We start from the raw sequence: 22,054 nt of genomic DNA on the forward strand, positions 1-22,054 counted from the left end.
TCAGTTGAATACAAAGAACTATCCGCAGCGTGCCTTTACGCTCATCGAGCTGCTGGTCGTCATCGGAATCATTGGGATTTTGGTTGCCTTGTTGTTGCCTGGGGTGCAGGCTGCACGCGAGGCGGCCCGACGCACCGATTGCGCCAATCGGGTGCGGCAGTTGGCTCTGGCGACCCACATGCATCACGATGCTGTTGGTTATTTTCCGCCGGCCCGTTATGAATCCCGCCCCGACGCCGATCCCTCGGATCAGTGCGGACTCGAGACGCCGACTTGGCTTGCCCGGATCATGCCCTTCATCGAGCAGGCTTCGCTTGGGGATCAATGGGATTTCTCAAAGCCTTGGCACGAGCACGAAGAAAACGTTCGTACCGTCGTCCCCGATATTTTTCTATGTCCGTCACGGCGTAGCGGCACGCGTCCGATCGGCACCCGTGAATTGCGCACGACGGTTATGGGAGGAGGTGGTCGACTGCCGTGTGGATGTCCCATTCCGCCACGTCCGACGAGTGTCTCTCTCGACGTGCCGGGGGCTCTGTGCGACTACGCCGGAAATCATGGCGACTTGACTCCCGGTGCGACGGGCGACCCGACGGATTTCTACTTCGGCGGCAACGGCACGGGGGTGATCATTAGCGTTCGGCCTAATTGTCAAAACGGCATAGCGGTTAGCCCGTCCGATCGTATTCGGATGGCGTCGGTCAGCGACGGAACTTCCAACACGTTTCTGTTCGGCGAAAAGTTCGTGCCGATCTCACAACTTGAACAATTCCCGTTTGACTCGCCCGCTTACGACGGCGACCACTTGCCCGCGTCGTGCCGGTTGGCTGGACCAGGACTGCGACTGGCCAATGGTCCCGACGACGTTTTGGCGGATATGTTTTCGTTCGGCAGCTGGCACCCCGGTGGCGTACACTTCGCACTCGTTGACGGCAGCGTTCGATTCTTCAACCCCGACACCGATACGAAAGTGCTCGGGGCGTTGGCGAATCGACGTGACGCTCGGGTGGTCGAGTTGGTCCCGTGATTCGCAATACGTTGAGAGCAATTTCATTCGGGGCGGGCATTGTCTTGGTCGTTTCTTTGGGTGGCTGCAGTAACGTCGTCGGCCCGACTTCGGGCACCGTCCGGTTCGTGGACGGAACGCCGGTCATGTCCGGAAGCATCGAGTTTCGACGGACCAGCGACAAAGCACGTTTCGCCAGTCGCATCAGTTCCGAAGGCACCTTCCATCCCGCCGATCAAGACGGCAACGTCGGTTTGCCGTCGGGGGCTTATGAAGTCGTCGTGGTCCAAATCGTTCTAACCGAAGACTTGGCCAAGGAAGCCCATGCACACGGAAACACGGTACCGCGTCGATACGCCGACTATTACACCAGCGGTCTGACCGTCGAGATCGCGGACGATCGAACCGATCCCGTGATGATCGTTCTCGAGCCGTAGACATATCCAAACGAACCGTCTGGGTCAGTGCCTAACGATGACTACCCCTGCCGGCCTGAAAGATACGACGCAACGATGCTGTTGCTTGGTTCAGTGAACACCGTTTCTGTCTGACCTTGTTCGATGATCTCGCCGACGCCGTCGTGAGTCCAAAAGACCGCCACTTGATCTGCCAGGCGCCTTGCTTGGGCAAGGTTGTGGGTGACGATCAATACCGTGTACCGGCCTCGCATCGACGCAATCAAACGTTCAACCCGCTCGGCCGAAACCGGGTCGAGCGAACTGCAAGGCTCGTCCATTAACAAAACCTGTGGCTTCAGCGCGAACGCTCGGGCGATGCAAAGCCGCTGCTGTTGACCACCGGAAAGTTCCAAGGCCGATTGATCGAGCCGATCGCGGACCTCGTCCCACAGTCCGACATCTCGCAGGACGTTCTCCGTAACGCGTTGCAGTTCACTGCGGTCCCGGCAACCGTGTTCCCTCAGCGGCAGCTCGATATTGCGGGCAATGGACATCGCGAACGGATTGGGCTTTTGAAAGATCATCCCGACATGGCGACGCAATTCCGCCGACGACGAAAAGGCTTCGTCAAGATCAATACCACCGAATCGAATGCGACCGCCGACACTCGCACCAGGGATCATATCGGTTAAGCGATTCAACGCGGCCAGAAAACTGCTCTTGCCGCATCCCGACGGGCCGACCAATGCCAGGATGGTCCCGGGCACGGCGTTGATACTGACGTCTCGCAAGACGGTACGACCATGATAGGCCACGGAAAGTTCTTCGGTGACGATCATCGGAAACCTATCGATTTGGGCCGGTCGGATAACCCGGCAACACGCAACAACCAACCGGTCGCAACGTTGATCAACAGCAACATCAAGACCAGCGCACATGCGGTGGCATAAGCACGCGATCCGCCGCCGGGCACGTTCATGGCCAAGTCATAGATATGAACGCTCATCGATCGACCGGAATCCAAAAGCGATCGGGGCGTGCGGGCGACATAGCCCGACGTGAAGATTAACGCCGCCGTTTCCGCCAACGCTCGACCGATACTCAACACCACCCCCGCGACGATCGCCGGCGCGGCCGATGGCAAAACAACACGGAACAAAATCGAGGTTCGTCGCAATCCCAACGCGGCGGCGGCGTAACGGTAGTCCGACGGAACCGCCATGATCGCTTGCTCTGAAGTGCGGATCAAGATCGGCAGCACCATACAGGCGAGCGTCAACCCTCCCGAGAGAATCGAATAGCCCAATCCTAACGTGATCGTAAAAAACGCGTTGCCGAACAATCCAAACACGATCGACGGCACGCCCGCCAGAACGTCGAGTGAGCGGCGAACGTTGCGTGAGAAAAAATTCTCTCGACCAACCTGTTCGGTCAGTGCGATCGCCGTTCCCAGTGACAAAGGAATCGCAACCGTCATGCAAACCAGCAGAATCAGTCCGGTCGCAAGAAAGATGGGACCGATGCCGCCCTCACGACCGGCATTCTGAACGTCTTCGATAAGAAACGAAGGCGTCACGTGGGCGAATCCGCGTGCCGCCACATCGAACAAAATCCAAGCGACAGTCACGAGCACCATCGCGGCGGCAACCCACACGATCGTGGTCACGACGAACTCGCGAATAACGTGGCGTGCGATGAACCTTCTTGATGATGCCGTGATTCTATTCTCCGTCATGAGTTGTCCTCTGACGACGTGAAACCGCGATGACGATGGTTGCGACGACGAGCATCAACATCAAACCACTAACGAATAGCACCGAACGATGTGCTGACGACGCGTAGCCCAATTCCAAGGCAATGTTGGCATTCAAAGTTCGTCCTGGCGAAAGCAGCGACGTTGGCATTTCGACGATGTTGCCGGCCAGCATCAGCACCGCCATCGTTTCTCCCAACGCGCGTGTCAGCGCCAGAATGATTCCGCTGCCGATCCCGCGTTTGGCGCCGGGCAACACGATCTGCCCCACGATGGCCGAACGCTGCATCCCCAATGCCGCCGCCCCTTGAATCCACTCTCGCGGCACCGATGCGATTGCCGAATCGGACAACAGCGCAACGGTTGGTAACACCATCAATCCCAGAACAACGGTAGCCGTGAATAGGTTTTGACCGCTGCCGCCTAGGTTCGCAACGATGGGTGCCAGCACGACGAGTCCCCAAAGGCCGAACACGACCGACGGGATTCCCGCCAACAGTTCGATCAGCCGACGATACCATACCGCCAGTTTCGATGGTGCGTAAAAGTGAGTGAACACGGCCGAGGCGATTCCCAAAGGTGCGGCGATCACGATCGCACCCAAACTTGTGACCAGAGTCGCCACGACCATCGGCATGAAGTTGAATTGTCCCGATAGCGGATGCCAACTCACATCGGTAACGAACCGCACGATCCCAAGTTGCCGTAGAGCCGGGAGGGACTCGCGAAGCAAAAAGCTGAGTATCAGCAGAATGATCGCCGCCGAAACGATCGCTAGCGACCGCGTGAGAACGGTCAGTATCCAATCACTTCGCACGGTCCGGCTCATTCTCGATCGGAACGAAATATTGCGATCGAACTAAGTCATGAACATCCGGCGATTGGCAGAAACGAATGAATTCGCTCGCCAGAGGTATCGGCGAATCCGTGGTTATTAAATTGAGCGGGCGGCTCATCGGAAACGCACCGCTGGCCACGGTCGCGGTGCTCGCCTCAACTCCGCCGAGCCGCAGCAGTTTGATCGGTACTCCGAGTTCCCGATCGGCTTCCGCGGTTCCGATCGAAACATAGCCGATCGCACCCGGGGCACCCGCGACCGTTTTAATCGCGTGTTCGTTCTCACCGACGATGACATCGCTCTTGACCGCCGGATTCTCGATGCCGAAATGTTCTAAAAAGACTTCCAGCGTTGCTCGACCTTCGGCTTTATGAACGACGATGATCTTATCGTTGTCACCACCGACGTCGCCCCAATCGTTCGTTTGATCGGTATAGATCGCGATGATCTGTTCCTGGGTCAACTCGACAATCGGATTGGATGCGTGAACGATCAATCCGACGCCATCGGCTGCAAGCCGATGAGCGGTCAAGTCGGACTCATCGGAGCCAAGGGCTCGACTCGCCATGCCGATATCGGCCACTGACAAACGCACGTCCGCGATCCCCTTTCCGCTGCCGCCGGTCTGTACATCGATCCGCACGCTGGGATGTTGTTTCTCGAACCGTTTAGCGATCTCGGTGACAAGCGGAGCCACGGTGCTGGAACCAGTGATGGTGAGTTGCCCGGAAAATCCGTCCGAGTCGCGATTCGGCAACGAAGCGGAGCTGCAACCCACGAGCGTCCAGCACATGAGTAAAAGGGGAAATAAAGCTCGCGGATTCTTCATCGGTCGTAATCCCACGCCGGCACATCATGATCGGTTCCACATGAACGCATCGATTTCGGCAGCTCCGAATGACGGGAAGGGAGATAAATCAAAACCATAAACAATCTAACGTTTGTTTGATTATCATAGTGTCTGGCGAGCTTCACGGCAACGCGACCCGACACGTTTGCCCCGCTTCGCTCGATTCACTCAATTCTGCGATTGGCTTCGCCGTCGAAACCGGGAACTCCGAACGCACCTTTGGCCATCTCTTGACCGGTCTGCTTCGCGCAATCAGGATGAACGTTTAACAAAATCGCGTCAGATGACCTTTCATCCGAACCAAATCCATTACTTTTTGCGAATGATCTATGAATACCCCGCGAGCGATGAAATTTGCATTTGTCTTTTCGTTCTGGATGATGTTTGCCGGTTGGTGCCAAGCCGCTTCGCCGGCGGGGCGTTGGAAGGGCGAGTGGTCGAGTCCGTCAAGCGGCCATCAAGGGCCGATGCGGGCTAACATCCGGCCTAACAGCAATGGCACTTACTCCGCTCTGTTCGCAGGGCGGTTCTTCAAGATCATCCCGTTTGCGTATCGCGTCGACTTGGTTCCTGCCCGAGATGGTTCCTCCGGCTATGTCGCCGACAAACGATTGGGCCCGCTACTGGGTAGCTACAAGATGCAGGCTCAGTTCAGTTCGCACAGGATGAACGGTCGTTTTCAAGCGGTCGGCGATCAGGGCTCGGTGCGGATGAAACGTCTTTAGTGCCTATCTGAAAAGGGGTCTGACCCTCTCCGGCGATCGCCTCTAAAGGGGCAGAGCCGTTTTGGATAGGATCCAAGTAAGTACTGATGCGAAACTCGAATAGGTAAACTCGGCAGTGGCTAGACCGGCTAATCGCGAACAAGAAAAAGATGAACGGTGCGCCACTTATCTCAAAGCGGTCGGGGATCCGATACGCTTGAAGGTGATCCGCGCACTGCAAATGGGGCCGCTGAGCGTAGGCGACGTCGCCGAGCTTCTCGAGCTTGAAATCGGGACGGTTTCGCATCACCTTCGAGTGCTCTACCACGCCGGGATCGTACAAACGCGGAGGGAGGGCAAGTTCATCTATTACTCGCTCGACTCTGAGGTCTTTCACCCGAAGCGAAAGAAGGATGATTCCGTGCTCGATTTCGGCTGCTGTCGGTTGGATGTTAGTTGAGAAAAGCGTGGCACAAAACGACTCGCCCCAATTGCGTTTTGATAGCCGATCTCAAAACGACCGGCCTCGGTATTCAACGCAATTGGAGCGAGACGGAACTTGAGGAGCGAGATTTAGGCGTCCGCTAAGGCATCTTGATTGATGGTCTTGGCAAGCTCACTGAGCTTCTTGTCGGCGGTTTCTTCTTCATCAATGTTTTGCTTAAGCAACTTCAATGCTTGGTCGTATCCGAGTGCTTCGGCCCAGGTACACAGCGTCCCGTAGGTTGCGATTTCATAATGCTCGACCTTTTGAGCGCACGCGATGATGACTGCGTCCTTGACCGCCGGTTCGGCGTCCTCTTTGAGCATCTCTTCCGCTTCGGTGACCAACCCTTTCATGGCTTCGCAGGTTTTGGCTCGGGCTTTCTTGCCGGTTTCCTCAAAAGCGCTCTCGACTCGCTCGACCTGTTTTTCGGTCTCGTCGAGGTGTTCTTGCAAAGCGGCCGCCAGCTTTTCAGATGACGCTTTCTTGATCATCTTTGGAAGGGCTTTAACCAATTGTTTCTCAGCACTCAACGCGTCACGCAGTTCGTCGTAGAAGGCATCGGCGAGTGTTTTCATGGACATCTTATGGTTTCCTATTGAAGGGGAAGGATTTGGAGTCGACGCTGAAACAGCCAATCGGACTTGTCGCCGTCGAGAAAGCAACTGGCGGACCAACCGCCTCGCGAAATCGAATCGTTGATGCACCTCTTGTTTCGGGGACTCGATACTGTATAGACGCTTTCTGGATTGGCACACGGAATGCTTCCGTAACGGAGATCAGTCCCCGCAAGTTCGCGGGTGACCACTACTCCCCTCTGAAGGAACAACACGATGAAGACGTTAGCCACCTGTGCTTTGGCCCTTGCTACATTCGCCACGGTCGGCTGCGACGAGTCCGCAATGGATCGCGAAGCCGATGCGATCCGTGATACGACTCAGCAAACTGCCGAAGAGATTCGCGACCAATCTAAGTCGGCCGCTGAAGCCATCCGCGACCAGTCACAAAACGCGGCTGAATCTCTAAGGAATCGTACCGATGAGTCGTCCGAGCCCGTCCAGGATACTGCGGAAGACAAGGCCGATATGTTGGAAGAACGCGGTGAAATGAAAGCCGATCGTAAGGAAGAGGTTGGTGAACAAAAAGCGGACGCCCTTGAAGAAGCGGGCGAAGAGAAAGCCGATGCGGTAGAAGAGATTGAAGTCGAATAAGCGTTCGGCTCGAGACGAGAAGATCACTCTGTGTGCTTGGCAGTTCATTCGCTGTCAAGCATTTCTCATGTAATGTTAGTTGGCTTTCGCTACGGACTTACGCATCATTCGGATTTGAATGAAGTGCTCGTGTCTATTTTTCACTCAGGACGGAACCTTTAGGGTATGCGTTATCACGTGCTTGCCGCCGACTACGACGGCACCCTGGCGAAGGACGGTCATGTCGAAACCTCGACGGTCGACGCGCTGCGTCGATTGCGAGACTCAGGCCGCAAACTATTAATGGTGACCGGCCGACGGCTCGAACCGATCTTGGATCTGTTTCCCGACGTGTCGTTGTTTGATCGCATCGTGGCCGAGAATGGGGCTTTGCTCTTTGACCCGACCACCGGCGAAGAAACCTTGCTCGCTGAACCTCCGCCGCCGGAGTTCGCTGCAGAGCTGCAACGGCGTGGTGTGAATCGATTGGAGACGGGGCGGTGCATCGTGGCGACGTGGCAGCCGTTCGAGACGATTTCGCTCGAAGTGATTCGTGAGTTTGCAATCGACTTGCATATCATTTTCAACAAAGACGCCGTGATGTTGTTGCCACGGTGGTGACCAATGGACTCATTCGCGAGACCGTTGATTGACCATGTACGGCTTGCCGACGGGCTGGACATTGCGGTGGTAGCCGTACTGATTTACATCCTGCTCGTGTGGTTGCGGGACCGTGCGTCTCGATCACTTGCGGTTATCGTGGTGTCGCTCGGCGTGCTATTCCTAATCGCTCGTTGGCTCGATCTCTTCTTAACAATCATGGCGTTTCGCTACGGCATCGTTGGCTTGCTGTTGGCGATGGTCGTGGTGTTTCAACAAGACATTCGCCACGGATTCGAACGCTTGACGTCGACGAGATGGTTTCGCGGTGTTTCGGATGCACGGCCATCACACCGTACTGTTGACACGATCACTCAGACGGTGACCGACTTGGCCAAAGACCGAATCGGAGCATTGTTGGTGTTTCCGAACCGGCAACCTCTCGATCTTCATCTGCAAGGCGGTGTCGAGGTCGATGCCCAGATAAGCGAGCCATTGTTAAAGAGCATCTTTCACCCGAAATCCCCCGGCCATGACGGCGCGGTGCTCATTCAAGGACACCGGATTGTCAGCTTGGGGCTGCATTTACCACTGACCACACGATTCGACCAAGTGCCCGATGGCGGGACGAGGCACGCCGCCGCAGCGGGCCTCGCCGAATGCAGCGACGCCTTGGTCGTCGCCGTTTCGGAAGAGCGCGGAACGATTACGTTGGCCCAAGATGGACAGTTGAAAGTGATCGAGCCCGCCGAGCTCGCATCGCGTTTAGGAAAGTACTATCACGACCAGAACGACGTCGATCAAAGCAATCGAACCAGACGCGATCCCAACTGGGGATTGAAGCTGGTCGCGATCGCTTTGGCTACGCTCTCTTGGTGGCTCTTTGCTTTTCAAACCGATACCGTGCAGCGGACGTTCGTCGTGCCGATCGAGTTTCGAAATCTGCCTGAAGGGTTTCAAGTTGCCGATCCCAAACCCACTTATGCGGAATTGACATTGTCGGGGCCTGAGAATGCGTTCACTTTGCTCGACCCTGTCGAAATGACGGTCTCCTTGGACCTGCGAGGCACTGATCGACCATCGGTCACCACTTGGCATACCGCGAACCACTTGACGAACATCCCGCGTGAGCTGACGACCGAGGCGGTCGTTCCTGAAACAATCCTGATCTCGCTTCAGCCGTCTGGTGAGATTGCCCCGTAACTTTCTCGATTGACAGCAAAGCAACTCATTTTGGCACGGCAATCGCTTTAACCAGTTTGATCTGCGTGAAAGTGACGTTCACCCCACGCGGCGGAAACACCTTTCACCTTGTGAGATTGCCATGTTGGGCTGGGCTTTAACTTTTCTAGTCATCGCGTTGATTGCTGGCGTACTCGGTTTCGGCTTCATCGCCGGCACCGCTGCCTCGATCGCGAAGATACTCTTCGTCGTGTTCTTGGTTTTGTTCGTGATCGGATTGATCATGGGTCGTCGTGGACCGACGGTCTAAAACCTATTAGGGAATGGCTCTAACCTTTTCGAGTTGAGTCAATCCGTCTCGTCTTTTTAGCATCCCCGGAGAGGGCCAGCCCCTTTTCGGCTAAGTAAACAGAGCAACCCCTACAATCAATTGAAAGCCCATCGAAATGTATTTTGCCAAAGACTTGGTTAACGCCTTTCTGCTCTCGGCTGCCTTTGCGGTCGGGCTAATGTTGTTTGGATGCGATCGCAAGGAGACGGTACTGGACGTCGACACGCCCGATGGTGGCGTCTCGGTCGAGCGTGATATTGATGATGGAAGTATCTCCGTTGATGTCGATGAATAAGCATTCGGCATTCTATGCCACCACATTAGACGTTTTGCTAAAGCACTTGCTGGTAAAACGACCCATCGTCACGGGGGTGGCAACGGACATTTGCGTGCTCTTTACCTGCAACGACGCCTACATGCGAGACTACCAGATCGCGATCCCGTCCGACTGCGTCGCGGCGAACACGAAAGAGCAATCCGACGCAGCCCTGTACCTAATGCAAAGAGTGCTCAGGGCGGACATCCGGGCTTGGACTCACCTGATGCGACAAGGTTCAAAGACATCAGTCGCATCCTAGCAAACGACGTCAACCAGGACGGAACTTCCGTTGGCGCCATGCAACGCTACCAAGGACTCGTCCACCCTTAATCGTCATCAACGCCGCCCTCGGTTACACTATGCCAAAACGAGAGCCGATCATCAGTTCGGACTGATAAAGTGGCTGAGCGAAGTGAATCCGTCACAAATATTAAGTTTTGTTTGCTGGATAGACAAAGCGGTTGTCAGGGGGTGCTGAGAACCGACAATGTGGTGGCCTGGGTTACAAACGGGTTGGACGCTTTCAAATTAACGGCTCGATTCGTCGATTTCGCCCACACCTTCGAAATCGGTGATCTCGGGCATTACCAACTCCGAGGTCCTTTCCCCGGATGATCGGTCGTTCGTGGCGTTCACGGAGTGTCTTCGCCGAGGCATGAGGGTCTGAGGCATGAGGTTCTGCTGATTCATCAACGTGCCGACCGAATTCACAAAAAGGTGGACCATTGCCGTTGCATGATGATTCATGTGCCGAGAAACAGCGACACTGACGACGAATGAAAAGATTGAGAATTCAATCCCCCATCGAAAAGCCATGATGAAACCTAAGAAGCGGTCTGCTTTTACCCTGATCGAATTGCTTGTCGTGATCGCCATCATCGGCGTCTTGGTCGGATTGTTGCTTCCGGCGGTTCAAGCGGCTCGGGCGGCGGCGCGGCGGATGGATTGTTCGAACCGAATGAAGCAGATCGGACTCGCGATTCACAACTACCATTCGGCCTACAAACGTTTGCCACGGGCTTGGTGGTTGGAAACTCCGTTGGACACGCAACCCAAAGCGTTCAACGGGCGCGTTTGGACGGTTGATATTTTGCCGTTCTTGGAAGAGCAAGCGACCTACGAACAACTCAATCACAATACACTCTCGGTTGACCAACTCAGCCCGACGAACGTGGCCGTGATTCAGCAATCGATCACTAGCTACCTATGTCCTTCATCCCCGGGCGGTCCCGATCAACGACGCTACACGTTCAACTCGACGCCCGCGGGGTTGCCGTTCACGGCCACGGACATCGCCGCGTGTGATTTCACCCCCGCCGCAGGCGTCCGTGGAACGTACGCGGTCCACGCGTTCGGACCGAACTTGCTTTCCAACCGCGAAGGCGCGATGCAAGTCGTCAGCGAATTGTTCGGCGGGAGCGAGGATGGAAACTTCGCCGGGGTGCTCGACGGTTTGTCCAACACGATCTTCATCGGCGAGCGGACCGGCGGGCCGGTCGTTTATAGTGCCGGTCGCGAGGATCCGGTGGCAACGGCCAATCTAATCGGGCTCGAAGGCGGCGGTTGGGGAGACTTGCTCGGAGGTGACCATTGGTTGCAAGGTTCGCTCCGTAGTGGTTTGTCGTGGCCACCGTTGGGCGGCCCCTGCGCGATCAACTGCACCAACGCTCGCGGGTTTGGTTTTCACAGTTTTCATGAAGGCGGATCCCAGTTCATTCTCGGCGATGGATCGGTCCGTTTCGTGACCGCTAGCGTGAATGCGACGGCGTTCGCATCGATGATCACACGTCGTGGCGGAGAACGAGTTGATCACGATGCGTACTGAATCAGAAGAACCGGTCAGTTCACCGTACAGATTCCAAGCGAGCAGGGGCGTGCCAACTCTCTTGACGCTGGGATTGATCCTTTCACTCGTCACTGTGACGGCGTGCCATCGTGAACCGACTCGATCGGGCTTGGTCGCGATCAACGGCACCGTGCTGGTCGACGACACTCCCGCCTCCGGGGTCACGTTGACGTTGCATCCGGTCGACAACCAAGGTGTTTACGCGAACGGCACGACCGACGACCAAGGGAATCTCGTCGTATCGACTTACGACTTGGGTGACGGAGCGGTCTCGGGTACTTACCAAGTCTCATTCACTTGGGGCGAGTTCGATCCGGTATCGCGATCGATGACCGACGATCGGCTGGGTGGACGGTACGAGGTCGCCAAAGATTCGGGGATTGTATGGGAAATCGAACCCGATCAAACGTTCCAGGCTGGAACGATTGAATTGAAGTCGAATCGTTGAAACGAAAGTTTTTCGATGGCCGTTCCAAAAACGACGGTCACTCGTATTCGCGGACTTGGCGAGCGATGGCGAGGGCGAGGGCATCGCGAACGCTCTCGATCGTGATTCGGTCGAAGATCTGCTGAAAAAAACCACTGACGATCATCCGCACGGCTTCTTTGCGAGTGAAGCCGCGACACAGTGCATAGAAAATCTGCTCTTCATCGACCTTCGCCGTCGTGCTGCCGTGGGTGCAACGAACGTCGTCGGCTTCGATTTCCAAGCCGGGAATCGAATCGGCTCGGGAATGATTTGACAGCACCAAGTTGTCATTGCGTTGGTAGCCGTCGGTCTTCTGAGCTTTCTTGTCGACCTTGATCATGCCACGCCAAACGGTCCGGCTCTTGTCCTGCTGGGCGGACTTGTAAAGGAAGTCGCTGTGGCAGCTTGGGGCTTTGTGATGTTGTTGGGTGTGGTAAGCGATGTGTTGGCGGCCTTCGGTGAATAGCACGCCGTTGACTTGTGAATCAGCCCCCGGTCCGATCAAGTCGACCGATTGGTTGACCTTGGCCAATCCCGCGCCCATCGCGGCGACGGTCCACTGCAACGTCGCGTCGCGGTCGACGGTGGCTTTCTGGTGTGCGAAGTGGTACGTCTTGTGGCCCCATTCTTGGACGTTGACGTAACGCAGATGCGAGTTCGGCTTTTGGATGATCTCGATCGCGCCCATGTGCAACCCACCGGCGGCCGGATCGACGCTGTTGGATTCATGAATCACGGTCGCTTCGGCTCCTTCCTCGAGCACGATCAACGTGTGGCTGGTATCGATGCCCCCGTCGCTCATGACCGAACCGATATAGAGCGGTTTTTCGATCACGACACCCTTGGGCACATACAGAAATTGACCACCGGACCAAAACGCCGCATGCAGGGCGGCGAACTTGTCGTAGTCGGGGTCGACGACGGTATACAGAAAAGGGCGAACCTTGTCGGGTGCTTCGTTGCAAAACCGTTCCAAACTACCGAACAGCACACCCATGGCCGCTAAGGATTCGTCCAACGTCTCAACCGCAAGTTGGCTGTCGACGGTAAGCATCGTGCCGCCCGGATCGATGCCTTCGCGAAGCTGCGCGACATCGGGAATCTCAAGCTCACCGCCGGGGACTTGAGGTGGGGCATACTTGTGGAGCTGGAAGATTCGATTGTCGGTGCGAATCCACTCCTCGCTGCGGCGACTGGGCCAATCCATCGCTTCGGCATGCGAGAACGATTCGCGACGGAGCAGCGTCAGCCATTGCGGTTCGCTGGATCGGGCTTCGAGGAATCCTTCAAAGCCCGAAGCGTCGAAGGTGGCGGAGGCAGTCAGGGACATGATTGAAGATTGAAGATTGAAGATTGAAGATTGAAGATTGAAGATTGAAGATTGAAGATTGAAGAGTAGGCTGGGTCGAAGCCGCTTCGGCGTAGACCCGGCAGCCAACCGCCAAGAGCCAACCGCCAAAAGCTAATCGCTAACCGCCATCCACTACCCGACGCTGCCTTCCATTTGCAATTGGATCAGGCGGTTCATTTCGACGGCGTATTCCATCGGCAACTCTTTGACGAGCGGCTCGATAAAACCATTGACGATCATCGTCGAGGCTTCCGCTTCGGTCAGCCCTCGGGACAACAGATAGAACATCTGCTCTTCGCCGATTCGCGATACGCTCGCTTCGTGTCCGATTTGAACGTCTTGTTCGAGCACTTCGATGTATGGGTACGTGTCACTGCGGCTCTTGTCGTCGAGAATCAATGCGTCGCAAACAACGCTGTTCTTGCTGTTGTAGGCCCCGGGTTCGACACGCACGAGTCCGCGGTAGCTACCGCGTCCGCCGTTCTTGCTGATGCTCTTGCTGACGATTTGCCCGGTCGTGTTGGGGGCGCAGTGAACGAGTTTGGCACCGGCGTCTTGGTGTTGACCGGCGCTGCTGAACGCGATCGACAGGATTTCGCCGCGGGCACCCGGTTCCATCATGTGGACGGCGGGGTATTTCATCGTCAACTTGCTACCCAGGTTGCCGTCGACCCATTCCATCGTCGCGTCGCCGTACGCGTAAGCGCGTTTGGTGACCAAGTTGTAGATGTTATTGGCCCAGTTTTGGATCGTCGTGTAACGGCAACGGGCGTTGCGTTTGACGACGACTTCGACGACGGCGCTGTGCAGACTTTCGGTCGTGTACATCGGAGCCGTGCAGCCTTCGACGTAATGAATCGACGCCCCTTCATCGACGATGATCAAGGTTCGTTCGAACTGGCCCATGCTTTCGGCGTTGATGCGGAAGTATGCCTGCAGCGGGAATTCGATATGGACGCCTTTGGGTACGTAGATGAACGAACCGCCCGACCATACGGCGCTGTTCAAGGCCGCAAACTTATTGTCCGTCGGCGGGATGATCGTGCCGAAGTATTCACGCAGCAGATCGGAATGCTCACGCACGGCGGTGTCGGTGTCGGTGAAGATCACGCCTTGGTTGTGCAGATCTTCTTGCAGCGATCCGTAGACGACTTCGCTTTCGAACTGCGCCTTCACACCGGCGAGAAATTTCTTTTCTGCTTCGGGAATGCCCAACTTATCGAACGTGTCCTTGATCTCTTGCGGCACGTCGTCCCAAGACTTTTCTTGGCTATTGGTCGGCTTGAGGTAGTAGTAGATGTCTTGAAAATCGAGATCCAACGCACCGCCCCACTTCGGCATCGGTCGGGCTTCGAACTCGGCGAGCGACTTCAACCGGAATTGCCGCATCCAGTCGGGCTCATTCTTGATGTCCGAAATCTGATTGACGACTTTCTCGTTGAGACCTTTTTCGGCTTTGAAGATGCCGGTCGTCTCGGTGCGAAAGTTGTATTTGTTGATTTCTTCGAATTGCGGTTTTTCGGTGACGTCGGTCGCCATGATGGTGTTCCTGTGTGATATGTGTGCGAGTAGCGAAGCTTGAGGCCCGACTGATTTAGACGGCCGCTTCTTCGGCGAGCATTTCCTGATTGGCCGCCTCGGCGTCGGGGTAGGCCTGGCGGATGCGGTCGTAACCGCTCTCGTGCAGTTCCTCGGCCAACTCCTTGCCGCCGGTTTCAACCAACTTGCCACCTAGCATCACGTGGGTGTATTCGGGCGGATTGTGAACGAGCAATTTGTCGTGGTGAGTGATGATCAACAGACCCATTTTTTCGCGTCCGATGTCGGCGATCGATTCGCTGGCCAACCGCACCGCATCGGCGTCGAGGCCCGAGTCGGTTTCATCGAGGATCGCGAACTTCGGTTGCAACATGGCCAGTTGCAAGATCTCGGCTCGCTTCATTTCACCACCGGAAAAACCGTCGTTGACATAACGGCGAGCGAACTCAACGTCCATCCGCAGGTGAGCCATTTTCTCTTTCAGTTCTTTGCGGAATTCACGCATCGGGATCAATTCTTCCCCTTCCTTGCGATCGGGGTTGCGAACGTTGGTGGTGGCGTGCCGCAGGAAGTCGGCCATCTTCACACCGGGAATTGCCATTGGGCGTTGGAACGCCATGAACAGTCCGGCGCGGGCTCGTCGGTCGGGTTCCATCTCCAAAACATCTTGTCCGTCGAGCGTGATCGAACCTTCGGTCACTTCATATCCGGGGTGACCCATGATGGCCAACCCGAGCGTACTCTTACCGCTGCCGTTGGGTCCCATCAGAGCGTGGGTTTCGCCATGGTTAATGGTCAGGTTGACGCCTCGCAAGATCGGCTTGTCGCCGACGGAAACGTGCAGATTTTCGATTTTGAGGACGTGGGACATGTTAGGTTTCGGATTCAGATTCATTGGAGGAAAATTGACAACAGGCATCACCGTCGAGGCGACAACTGCTGAGGTGGACTTGCTTTCCGAGGGCTTCGGAGAGCATTTTTTCTTCGAGACGACACATCGTTCGATCACCCGATGCGTCCGTAAGGCTTGGATATGGGCATGCCTCAATGTCCAAGACCGGCAAGTCTGCCTCACCGGAGCGAGAATGCGACGAGGACACGACGGCGGGTATTTCGCGGCGTTGTAACATCGCCGAAAGCTGTTGCATTCGCATCGCCAATGGACCGTCGGGTGTTTCGCCGGTCTTCATTGCCATCGCGTATTGCCGCCCCATTCGCTTGGCGATTGCCGAAACCAAACCTTCGCGGACTTCGCCGTCGGGAAGGTTCAAAATCTCTTGCCACATCGCCTCGGCGAGTTCCGTCGTATCCGCTCCGGCCCGTCGGTAGCCCGCCACCGTCAACAAGTATCGAAACGTCGGGCGTCCCCGTCCGGCGACGACTTTTTCGCGATCGATCAAACCGGTCTCGAGCAACCGTTCGACCCGTTGACGGACCGCCGTGGCGGTCACACCAAGCATCTCGGTCAACTCACCGATCGTTTTCGGCTCGCCACTACGCAAACACAGCAGCAACTCCCGGTCGACGCTGCGGACGCTGGAGGGTCCAAGCATCGCTGGTTCAGCTGAATGGGTTCCGTCGAGCTTCGTCCCGTTAAGCAGAGAAGTCATCTTGGGAATTGGATCGGTCGTCGACAGAGAAGTGCTCATACGCCGGTAGTATTCACGTTTTGGTATTTTTGACAAGCTGCGCTGCGAAAAATAGATTTCCCCCCCACTCACTCTTTTTGGCGAGTCCCGCTACGATTTGGTGCGTGTGGTCGGGGAAACCGGCGATTTCGAAGGACTTGTGAGTCGAATTGCCTCCTTGGTGCCTTTTTGCCGTCGGTGATCTCCCGTCCAAAAAACTGTTTTACCCTTCAAGATTGAGATTCGGTTGATGAAAGCCGTCGCCATCCGGCCTGGAACGCCCAATAGTGTTCACCTGCAAGAAATTCCCCGTCCGTCGATCAATGAAATCGAGGGCGGCAACGGCGTCCTCGTCAAGGTGCTTAAAGTCGGCGTTGATGCGACCGACCGCGAGATCGCCGACGCCCTCTACGGCAACGCGCCCGAGGGAGATGATTATCTGATCATCGGCCATGAATGCTTCGGCGTCGTCGAAGAGGTCGGCGCGAACGTCAAACGGCTCAAACCGGGTGATTTCGTGACCGCTACGGTTCGGCGGCCGGGCGGGTCGATCTACGACCTGATCGGCACCAACGACATGACGAGCGAAGAAACTTACTACGAACGCGGGATCAACCTGCGCCACGGGTTCATGACCGAGTACTTCGTCGATGACCAGGAGTACATCGTCCGAGTTCCCGAAGGATTGTCGCACCTGCACGTTTTGCAAGAACCGATGAGCTGCGCCGCCAAAGCGATCCATCAAGCTTACGAGGCCCAACGACGGATGAAGGTTTGGTCGCCGAAGGTCGCCTACGTTTTGGGGTCCGGCCAGATCGGTTTGCTCGCGACGTTGAGTTTGAAGCTTCGCGGTTTAGAAGTCTTCACGCTCTCACGCAGCGAGGCTCCGAACCTGAAAGCCAGCATCGTCGAGGGACTCGAAGCGACCTACGTCAGTACCAAGGTCACACCGATGAAGGAGCTCGTCAAACAAACCGGCAAGCCCGACTTGATCATCGATGCGACCGGTTTCAGCCCGATCGCGTTTGAAGCGATGGAGTGTGTCGGACACAACGGAGTTGTCGTTTGGACGAGTATCACCGGCGGCGATCGAACAACTCAGGTGCCATCGGACAAGATCAACATCGAATGGGTACTCGGTAACAAGTTGCTGCTCGGGAGCGTCAATGCGAACCGAACGCACTTCGAAATGGGCATCCGCGACTTGGCACTCGGCGATGTGATGTACCCAGGCGTGTTGTCCAAGATCCTCACCAATCCGGTCGACGGCATGGAGAACCATGCCGAAATGATGCGACTGTTGATCGAAGACGACAATGCACTGAAGGTGTACGTGAATGTCGCCGAGTGAAACGTCCTCGTTCGAACACATCCGTCGAATCGTCTTGTGTTACCCGGTCGAGACGCGTCACCTCGAACAGTTGACGCGGACGCTCGACGAACTCAAGAGCGATCCTTCGGTTCGGTTGAACCATGACATTGAACTCGTCGACGCCGGCCAAGAACGCATCGACGAGTTGTTGCCGACCGCGGACATTTTCATCGGTCACGCGAAGGTGCCGGTGGATTGGGACCGCGTTCTCGCTGCCGGTCGATTGCAATGGATCCAATCATCAGCGGCGGGGTTGGATCATTGTCTCGTTCCCGGTGTGATCGATGAACCACGGATCGTGGTCAGCAGCGCGTCAGGCTTGTTCGCTCCTCAAGTCGCCGAGCAAACGTTCGCACTGATGTTCGGTGTGCTCCGCCGGATCGGCTTGTTTGAACGGGCTCGCGCGGTGACCGAGTTCATCCGCCGCCCGACCGATGACTTGCGTGGCAAGACGGTCGGCATCGTCGGTTTGGGTGGCAACGGTCGGGAAATCACCAAGCGGCTCGCTGCCTGGGATGTTCGAATTTTGGCAACGGACTACTATCCCGAACAAAAACTGGACGAAGTCGAAACGCTTTGGCCGGCCGACCAGCTCGACGAGCTGTTCGCCGCATCGGATATCGTGATCTTGACGATGCCGCTCAACGCGTCGACTCACCACGCCGTCGGGGCACGGCAATTTTCCAAGATGAAGCCGGGCGGGTACCTGATCAACGTCGCCCGCGGCCAGGTCGTTCGCGAAACGGACTTGGTCGACGCTTTGCAGTCCGGACATCTCGCGGGCGCGGGCGTCGACGTGACCGAGATCGAACCGCTGCCGGAGGAAAGTCCGTTGTGGGCCGATCCGAATGTTTTGATCACGCCTCACGTGGGTGCTCAGTCTTCGCGACGCGTCGACGACACCACGGATTTAGTTTGCATCAACTTGCGACGTTACTTTACCGATCAACGGCTGTACAATCGCGTTGATAAACGGCTTGGTTTTCCGCATCCGAACGACTCTTACCGCGTCGCCTCGCAATCATGAGCAGTCATCGCCCCACCATGCCTTGTGACGCGGTCATCGTCCGACAGGACCGCCCGGTGGGGGCGATGTTGTTGCCGATTGTCGATTCGGAATCCTTCGTCGAAGAATTCAACCGAACTTACGCTTCGATCGGATTGAGAATCTCGGTCACCGGCCAAGTCTTCACGCAGCGCGAATTCTCAACTTAGCATCGCGTGAACATTGACTGCCGCATTATAAAAGTGGCATAGGTTTCCAGCCTTTTTATACCCCACATCTTTTTTGACCCCCACGAGCTCGTCTCGTGGGTGAATAAGGTTCGCAAGCTAGTGCTTCGTCAAGATTTAATTTTAGGGTGAGAACGCGCTAGCGGGCTGTTGATTTAGTGGTATCGCGACCCCTTTTCGTTTAACGGCAAGCCGTAGGCGTCAATTGGGGGCATCGCCGACGCCTTCGGCTTGCCGTTAAACGACTAAATCAACAGACCGCTAGCGTCGTGCGTCGAGCAATGCCCGCGGCTAGCGGCGTGTTGATTTAATCGTAACCCGAAGCGTGAGCGAGGGATTCATCACCATTAAGTCCTTTGTATGTATCCCTCGCTCACGCTTCGGGTTTCGATGAGGACTAAATCAACAGCCCGCTAGCGCCGTCGGCTCACTTCACTAACCCTAATTTTATATTTTGACAAAGCACTAGACAACCTCGGCTTCCTGCCAGACGAGCTGGCAGGGGAGCAATAGATGAGGACTTGTGGGGTATAAAAAGGCTGGAAGCCTATGCCACTTGTTGTTCACTCGATGCTTAGCTTTGATGCCCGTCGTTGATTTGGCCTTCTTTAATCACGATGGAAATGCCGTCACGGATTTGCAAGTCGCTGTCTTCGCCTTCGTGATCGACGCCGGCGGCGTTGGTGATTCGAACGTTGCTTCCGATGCGGCAATTCTTATCCAAGATCGCGCCGCTGATATAGCTGTTCGCTCCGACGCCCAAGGGTAATTTTCCGTCGCGTTGTGATTGCCGCATTTCGATGAAGTCGGCTCCCATCACGACGCTGTCTTTGATCGTCACGTTATCTCCGATCACGGTTCGCAAACCGATCACGCTGTTTTCGATCGTGACATTGTCTCCGATATGGCATCCGTCGGCGATCAGGCTGCTCGAGATTCTCGCATCACCCATGATCGTCGGAGGTAAAAACCGCGGGCGGCTGTAGATCGGCGAATGCCGGTTACGGATGTCGAAGGGCGGGTTCTTGCCGGCAAGCGACAGGTTGGCTTCGTAGAAACTGCGGATCGTTCCGATGTCTTCCCAATAACCATCGAATAGGTGCAATTGGACCTTGTGTGTGTTGATCGCTTCGGGAAAGACCTCTTTACCGAAATCGCTGTGGAGGCTGTTTTCGAGCAGATCGACCATCAAGTCTTTGTCGAAGATGTATAAGCCCATGCTGGCGAGCAGATCGCGTCCTTGGCTGGGGATGCCACGAGCATCGATCCAGCTCGGTTCCATCCGCACCTTGGCGATCTCTTCTTCGGTTTGTGGTTTTTCGACGAAGCCGCGGACTTGGCCGTTGTCATCGACCTGCATGATGCCCAGCGACGATGCGTCTTTGCGAGTGACGGGGATGCCGGCGATCGTGGCGGCGGCACCGGATTCGATGTGCGTCCGCATCATGTCGCGGAAGTCCATCCGGTAGAGCTGATCGCCCGAGAGAATCAAAACGTGCTTGATCCAACTTTCCCGCAAGTGAACGAGGTTCTTGCGGACCGCGTCGGCGGTGCCTTGGTACCAGTCGGTGCCCGAGTTGACCGTTTGTTGAGCGGCCAGCAATTCGACAAACCCGCCACTGAAATGATCGAACGTGTACGTTTGACGCAGGTGACGGTGCAAGCTCTCCGAGAGGAACTGTGTGAGCACATACGCACGATTGAGCCCGCTGTTGATGCAGTTGCTGATCGGGATGTCGATCAAGCGGTACTTGGCCGCGAGCGGCACGGCGGGTTTGGCCCGAATTTTGGTCAACGGAAACAAACGCGTACCGCGGCCTCCACCGAGGATCAAGGCGATCGTGTTGCTCAGGTCACTGTTGCTTTGGTTCATGATGAGGGAGATCCTGTGGGATGTCTTGATGGGGTGGGTTACCAATACTTTTCGAATCGAATGGTTCCGGCTTGATGGTCCGTCACATCGTCGCGAAAACCGGCTTGTCGTAACAGTGGTAACATGCCTGGATTTTCAGGAGGGTCGGATCCCGGTGGGATGTATCCGATCATGTCGGGGTTTCCGCATAGGTAAACGTGAGTGTTTTGGGGCGAGAGCGAATCTTCGGCCAATTCGGCCAACTTACCGGATGTGAACATCGTTTGAAGATATTGTTTGCCGATGAAGTTGGGATGATCGCATTGGATGTTCTCTGGTTCTCGCGTCGTCAGAGGAAGATACAGATAATTGGGGAACCGCCGCATTAAAATTTCGTGCTCGCGATGATACGCCGCATCGTGATGGTATCGGATACTGGTGGCGACGATGATCCGCCCCCGGTGGCCTTGCCGCAACAACCGCGTGACCATCGCGTTGTGCGGGGCTTCGCCGGTTCCGGTGCCCATGAACAACATCGTTTCATCGGGGGCGTACTGACCGAGAACATACTTGCCGGTGATTTTTCGTTCGAGGACGATCCGGTCGCCGACCTGTTTTCCGAACAGTCGCGGCGTCAAAGCTGGTGGCTTGCTGACCGCAGTGGCTCCTTTTCGAACAAGCGTGATATAAAACTCCAGGTAGTCGATTTCGTCGACCGGAGCCAACTCGCCGTGTTCGTCGAGGACGGGACATGAAATCGAGTACGCCCGCCGAACGATTTTCCGAATTTTCTTGGCCGGGACGTCTTCGGGTTGCGTGCCCAGCAAACGTGGTTCCCAATAGCCCAATCCGATCGCGACATATTGGCCAGGCTCAAAAGCGGGAATCGGTGCATCCGGACGGATTCGGAATTTGGCAAGATCCTCGGTCGCGTCGATGCGATCGATAATCGTGGCGTTGTAAAATTGGTCGCGAAGTTGTTGGCATTCTTCTGCGTCGGGCAGTTCGTAAGACTCCACACTCGCCCCCGCATCGACCATTTCAGCGGGGCCGGGCATGTCCGAGGAGGGATCTGCGGCACGATTGGGGACACTCACGGTTGACGATCC

At 56.1% G+C, this 22,054-nt stretch carries 26 protein-coding genes; 15 read left to right on the forward strand and 11 right to left on the reverse strand.

Annotated elements, in window-relative coordinates; genetic code table 11:
- Positions 1 to 4 precede the first annotated feature (4 nt).
- Both Pla100_RS19425 and Pla100_RS19430 read left to right on the forward strand, forming a co-directional pair.
- Positions 5 to 1,027: a DUF1559 domain-containing protein gene (locus tag Pla100_RS19425; RefSeq protein ID WP_146579364.1), complete on the forward strand. Its 1,023-nt coding sequence runs from the start codon at positions 5 to 7 to the stop codon at positions 1,025 to 1,027.
- The gene (locus Pla100_RS19430) at positions 1,024 to 1,443 is read left to right on the forward strand and encodes a carboxypeptidase regulatory-like domain-containing protein (protein WP_231603252.1); all 420 of its coding nucleotides are present in this window, start codon (positions 1,024 to 1,026) and stop codon (positions 1,441 to 1,443) included. Before Pla100_RS19425 ends, Pla100_RS19430 begins: the two co-directional genes overlap by 4 nt.
- Before the next feature lie 41 nt (positions 1,444 to 1,484).
- Here the strand turns inward: Pla100_RS19430 and Pla100_RS19435 are convergent, their stop codons facing one another.
- From Pla100_RS19435 to Pla100_RS19450, 4 genes are read right to left on the reverse strand one after another with little or no spacing between them, the layout of a single operon-like run.
- Positions 1,485 to 2,243: a phosphate ABC transporter ATP-binding protein gene (locus Pla100_RS19435; RefSeq protein ID WP_146579365.1), complete on the reverse strand. Its 759-nt coding sequence runs from the start codon at positions 2,241 to 2,243 to the stop codon at positions 1,485 to 1,487.
- A complete protein-coding gene (pstA, locus tag Pla100_RS19440) occupies positions 2,240 to 3,139 on the reverse strand; it encodes a phosphate ABC transporter permease PstA (protein ID WP_146579366.1) in 900 nt (299 codons plus the stop codon). Before pstA ends, Pla100_RS19435 begins: the two co-directional genes overlap by 4 nt.
- On the reverse strand, positions 3,126 to 3,986 hold the full coding sequence (gene pstC / locus Pla100_RS19445; RefSeq protein ID WP_146579367.1) for a phosphate ABC transporter permease subunit PstC: 861 nt from the start codon (positions 3,984 to 3,986) through the stop codon (positions 3,126 to 3,128). Before pstC ends, pstA begins: the two co-directional genes overlap by 14 nt.
- Positions 3,964 to 4,824 carry a phosphate ABC transporter substrate-binding protein gene (locus tag Pla100_RS19450; protein ID WP_146579368.1) on the reverse strand — a complete coding sequence of 287 codons (861 nt, stop codon included), beginning with the start codon at positions 4,822 to 4,824 and terminating at the stop codon, positions 3,964 to 3,966. The genes pstC and Pla100_RS19450 overlap by 23 nt, the downstream gene beginning before the upstream one ends.
- A gap of 350 nt (positions 4,825 to 5,174) precedes the next feature.
- On the opposite strand from Pla100_RS19450, the gene Pla100_RS19455 reads away from it, so the two are divergent.
- Both Pla100_RS19455 and Pla100_RS19460 read left to right on the forward strand, forming a co-directional pair.
- A complete protein-coding gene (locus Pla100_RS19455) occupies positions 5,175 to 5,570 on the forward strand; it encodes a hypothetical protein (protein ID WP_146579369.1) in 396 nt (131 codons plus the stop codon).
- 115 nt (positions 5,571 to 5,685) lie between these two features.
- Positions 5,686 to 6,009, forward strand: a complete 324-nt coding sequence (locus Pla100_RS19460) for an ArsR/SmtB family transcription factor (RefSeq protein ID WP_146579370.1) — start codon at positions 5,686 to 5,688, stop codon at positions 6,007 to 6,009.
- 113 nt (positions 6,010 to 6,122) lie between these two features.
- Here Pla100_RS19460 and Pla100_RS19465 read toward each other — a convergent pair whose 3' ends face one another.
- Positions 6,123 to 6,617 (reverse strand): YciE/YciF ferroxidase family protein, encoded by a 495-nt coding sequence (locus Pla100_RS19465; RefSeq protein ID WP_146579371.1) that lies wholly within the window; start codon positions 6,615 to 6,617, stop codon positions 6,123 to 6,125.
- A 249-nt stretch (positions 6,618 to 6,866) separates the two neighbouring features.
- Here Pla100_RS19465 and Pla100_RS19470 point away from each other — a divergent pair, with 249 nt between their 5' ends.
- The 8 genes from Pla100_RS19470 to Pla100_RS19505 all read left to right on the forward strand — a co-directional run bounded on the left by Pla100_RS19470 (position 6,867) and on the right by Pla100_RS19505 (position 11,949).
- On the forward strand, positions 6,867 to 7,244 hold the full coding sequence (locus tag Pla100_RS19470; protein WP_146579372.1) for a hypothetical protein: 378 nt from the start codon (positions 6,867 to 6,869) through the stop codon (positions 7,242 to 7,244).
- 165 nt (positions 7,245 to 7,409) lie between these two features.
- Positions 7,410 to 7,844, forward strand: coding sequence for an HAD family hydrolase (locus Pla100_RS19475; protein ID WP_146579373.1), 435 nt, complete (start codon positions 7,410 to 7,412; stop codon positions 7,842 to 7,844).
- 3 nt (positions 7,845 to 7,847) lie between these two features.
- Positions 7,848 to 9,026 carry a diadenylate cyclase gene (locus Pla100_RS19480; RefSeq protein ID WP_146579374.1) on the forward strand — a complete coding sequence of 393 codons (1,179 nt, stop codon included), beginning with the start codon at positions 7,848 to 7,850 and terminating at the stop codon, positions 9,024 to 9,026.
- 121 nt (positions 9,027 to 9,147) lie between these two features.
- Positions 9,148 to 9,315, forward strand: a complete 168-nt coding sequence (locus tag Pla100_RS19485) for a DUF1328 domain-containing protein (RefSeq protein WP_146579375.1) — start codon at positions 9,148 to 9,150, stop codon at positions 9,313 to 9,315.
- Between the two features lie 136 nt (positions 9,316 to 9,451).
- On the forward strand, positions 9,452 to 9,631 hold the full coding sequence (locus Pla100_RS19490; RefSeq protein WP_146579376.1) for a hypothetical protein: 180 nt from the start codon (positions 9,452 to 9,454) through the stop codon (positions 9,629 to 9,631).
- Entirely contained in the window at positions 9,618 to 9,914 is a 297-nt protein-coding gene (locus Pla100_RS19495; RefSeq protein ID WP_231603253.1) for a cysteine hydrolase family protein, read from the forward strand. Before Pla100_RS19490 ends, Pla100_RS19495 begins: the two co-directional genes overlap by 14 nt.
- Positions 9,915 to 10,469: 555 nt before the next feature.
- Entirely contained in the window at positions 10,470 to 11,480 is a 1,011-nt protein-coding gene (locus Pla100_RS19500; protein ID WP_146579378.1) for a DUF1559 domain-containing protein, read from the forward strand.
- Positions 11,470 to 11,949, forward strand: coding sequence for a hypothetical protein (locus Pla100_RS19505; protein WP_146579379.1), 480 nt, complete (start codon positions 11,470 to 11,472; stop codon positions 11,947 to 11,949). Before Pla100_RS19500 ends, Pla100_RS19505 begins: the two co-directional genes overlap by 11 nt.
- Positions 11,950 to 11,986: 37 nt before the next feature.
- On the opposite strand, the gene sufD is transcribed toward Pla100_RS19505, so the two are convergent.
- The 4 genes from sufD to Pla100_RS19525 all read right to left on the reverse strand — a co-directional run bounded on the left by sufD (position 11,987) and on the right by Pla100_RS19525 (position 16,413).
- Positions 11,987 to 13,300, reverse strand: coding sequence for a Fe-S cluster assembly protein SufD (gene sufD, locus Pla100_RS19510; RefSeq protein ID WP_146579380.1), 1,314 nt, complete (start codon positions 13,298 to 13,300; stop codon positions 11,987 to 11,989).
- 153 nt (positions 13,301 to 13,453) lie between these two features.
- Positions 13,454 to 14,860, reverse strand: coding sequence for a Fe-S cluster assembly protein SufB (gene sufB, locus Pla100_RS19515; protein WP_146579381.1), 1,407 nt, complete (start codon positions 14,858 to 14,860; stop codon positions 13,454 to 13,456).
- A 55-nt stretch (positions 14,861 to 14,915) separates the two neighbouring features.
- Positions 14,916 to 15,731: a Fe-S cluster assembly ATPase SufC gene (gene sufC, locus Pla100_RS19520; RefSeq protein ID WP_146579382.1), complete on the reverse strand. Its 816-nt coding sequence runs from the start codon at positions 15,729 to 15,731 to the stop codon at positions 14,916 to 14,918.
- Position 15,732: 1 nt separating this feature from the next.
- Positions 15,733 to 16,413, reverse strand: coding sequence for a helix-turn-helix transcriptional regulator (locus tag Pla100_RS19525; protein ID WP_390620630.1), 681 nt, complete (start codon positions 16,411 to 16,413; stop codon positions 15,733 to 15,735).
- A 325-nt stretch (positions 16,414 to 16,738) separates the two neighbouring features.
- Between Pla100_RS19525 and Pla100_RS19530 the strand changes: the two genes are divergently transcribed.
- Genes Pla100_RS19530 through Pla100_RS19540 form a run of 3 tightly spaced genes read left to right on the forward strand, consistent with a single transcriptional unit; the run spans position 16,739 to position 19,075 of the window.
- Positions 16,739 to 17,839 carry a glucose 1-dehydrogenase gene (locus Pla100_RS19530; RefSeq protein WP_146579384.1) on the forward strand — a complete coding sequence of 367 codons (1,101 nt, stop codon included), beginning with the start codon at positions 16,739 to 16,741 and terminating at the stop codon, positions 17,837 to 17,839.
- Entirely contained in the window at positions 17,826 to 18,887 is a 1,062-nt protein-coding gene (locus tag Pla100_RS19535; protein ID WP_146579385.1) for a D-2-hydroxyacid dehydrogenase, read from the forward strand. Before Pla100_RS19530 ends, Pla100_RS19535 begins: the two co-directional genes overlap by 14 nt.
- Complete coding sequence (locus tag Pla100_RS19540) at positions 18,884 to 19,075, forward strand: hypothetical protein (RefSeq protein WP_146579386.1); 192 nt, start codon at positions 18,884 to 18,886, stop codon at positions 19,073 to 19,075. Before Pla100_RS19535 ends, Pla100_RS19540 begins: the two co-directional genes overlap by 4 nt.
- Positions 19,076 to 19,667: 592 nt before the next feature.
- Here Pla100_RS19540 and Pla100_RS19545 read toward each other — a convergent pair.
- A complete protein-coding gene (locus tag Pla100_RS19545; RefSeq protein ID WP_146579387.1) occupies positions 19,668 to 20,966 on the reverse strand; it encodes a glucose-1-phosphate adenylyltransferase in 1,299 nt (432 codons plus the stop codon).
- Between the two features lie 38 nt (positions 20,967 to 21,004).
- Positions 21,005 to 22,042 (reverse strand): ferredoxin--NADP reductase, encoded by a 1,038-nt coding sequence (locus tag Pla100_RS19550; RefSeq protein WP_231603254.1) that lies wholly within the window; start codon positions 22,040 to 22,042, stop codon positions 21,005 to 21,007.
- Positions 22,043 to 22,054 lie beyond the last annotated feature (12 nt).

Origin of the sequence: Neorhodopirellula pilleata (assembly GCF_007859915.1) — a bacterium.
Lineage (GTDB): Bacteria > Planctomycetota > Planctomycetia > Pirellulales > Pirellulaceae > Rhodopirellula > Rhodopirellula pilleata.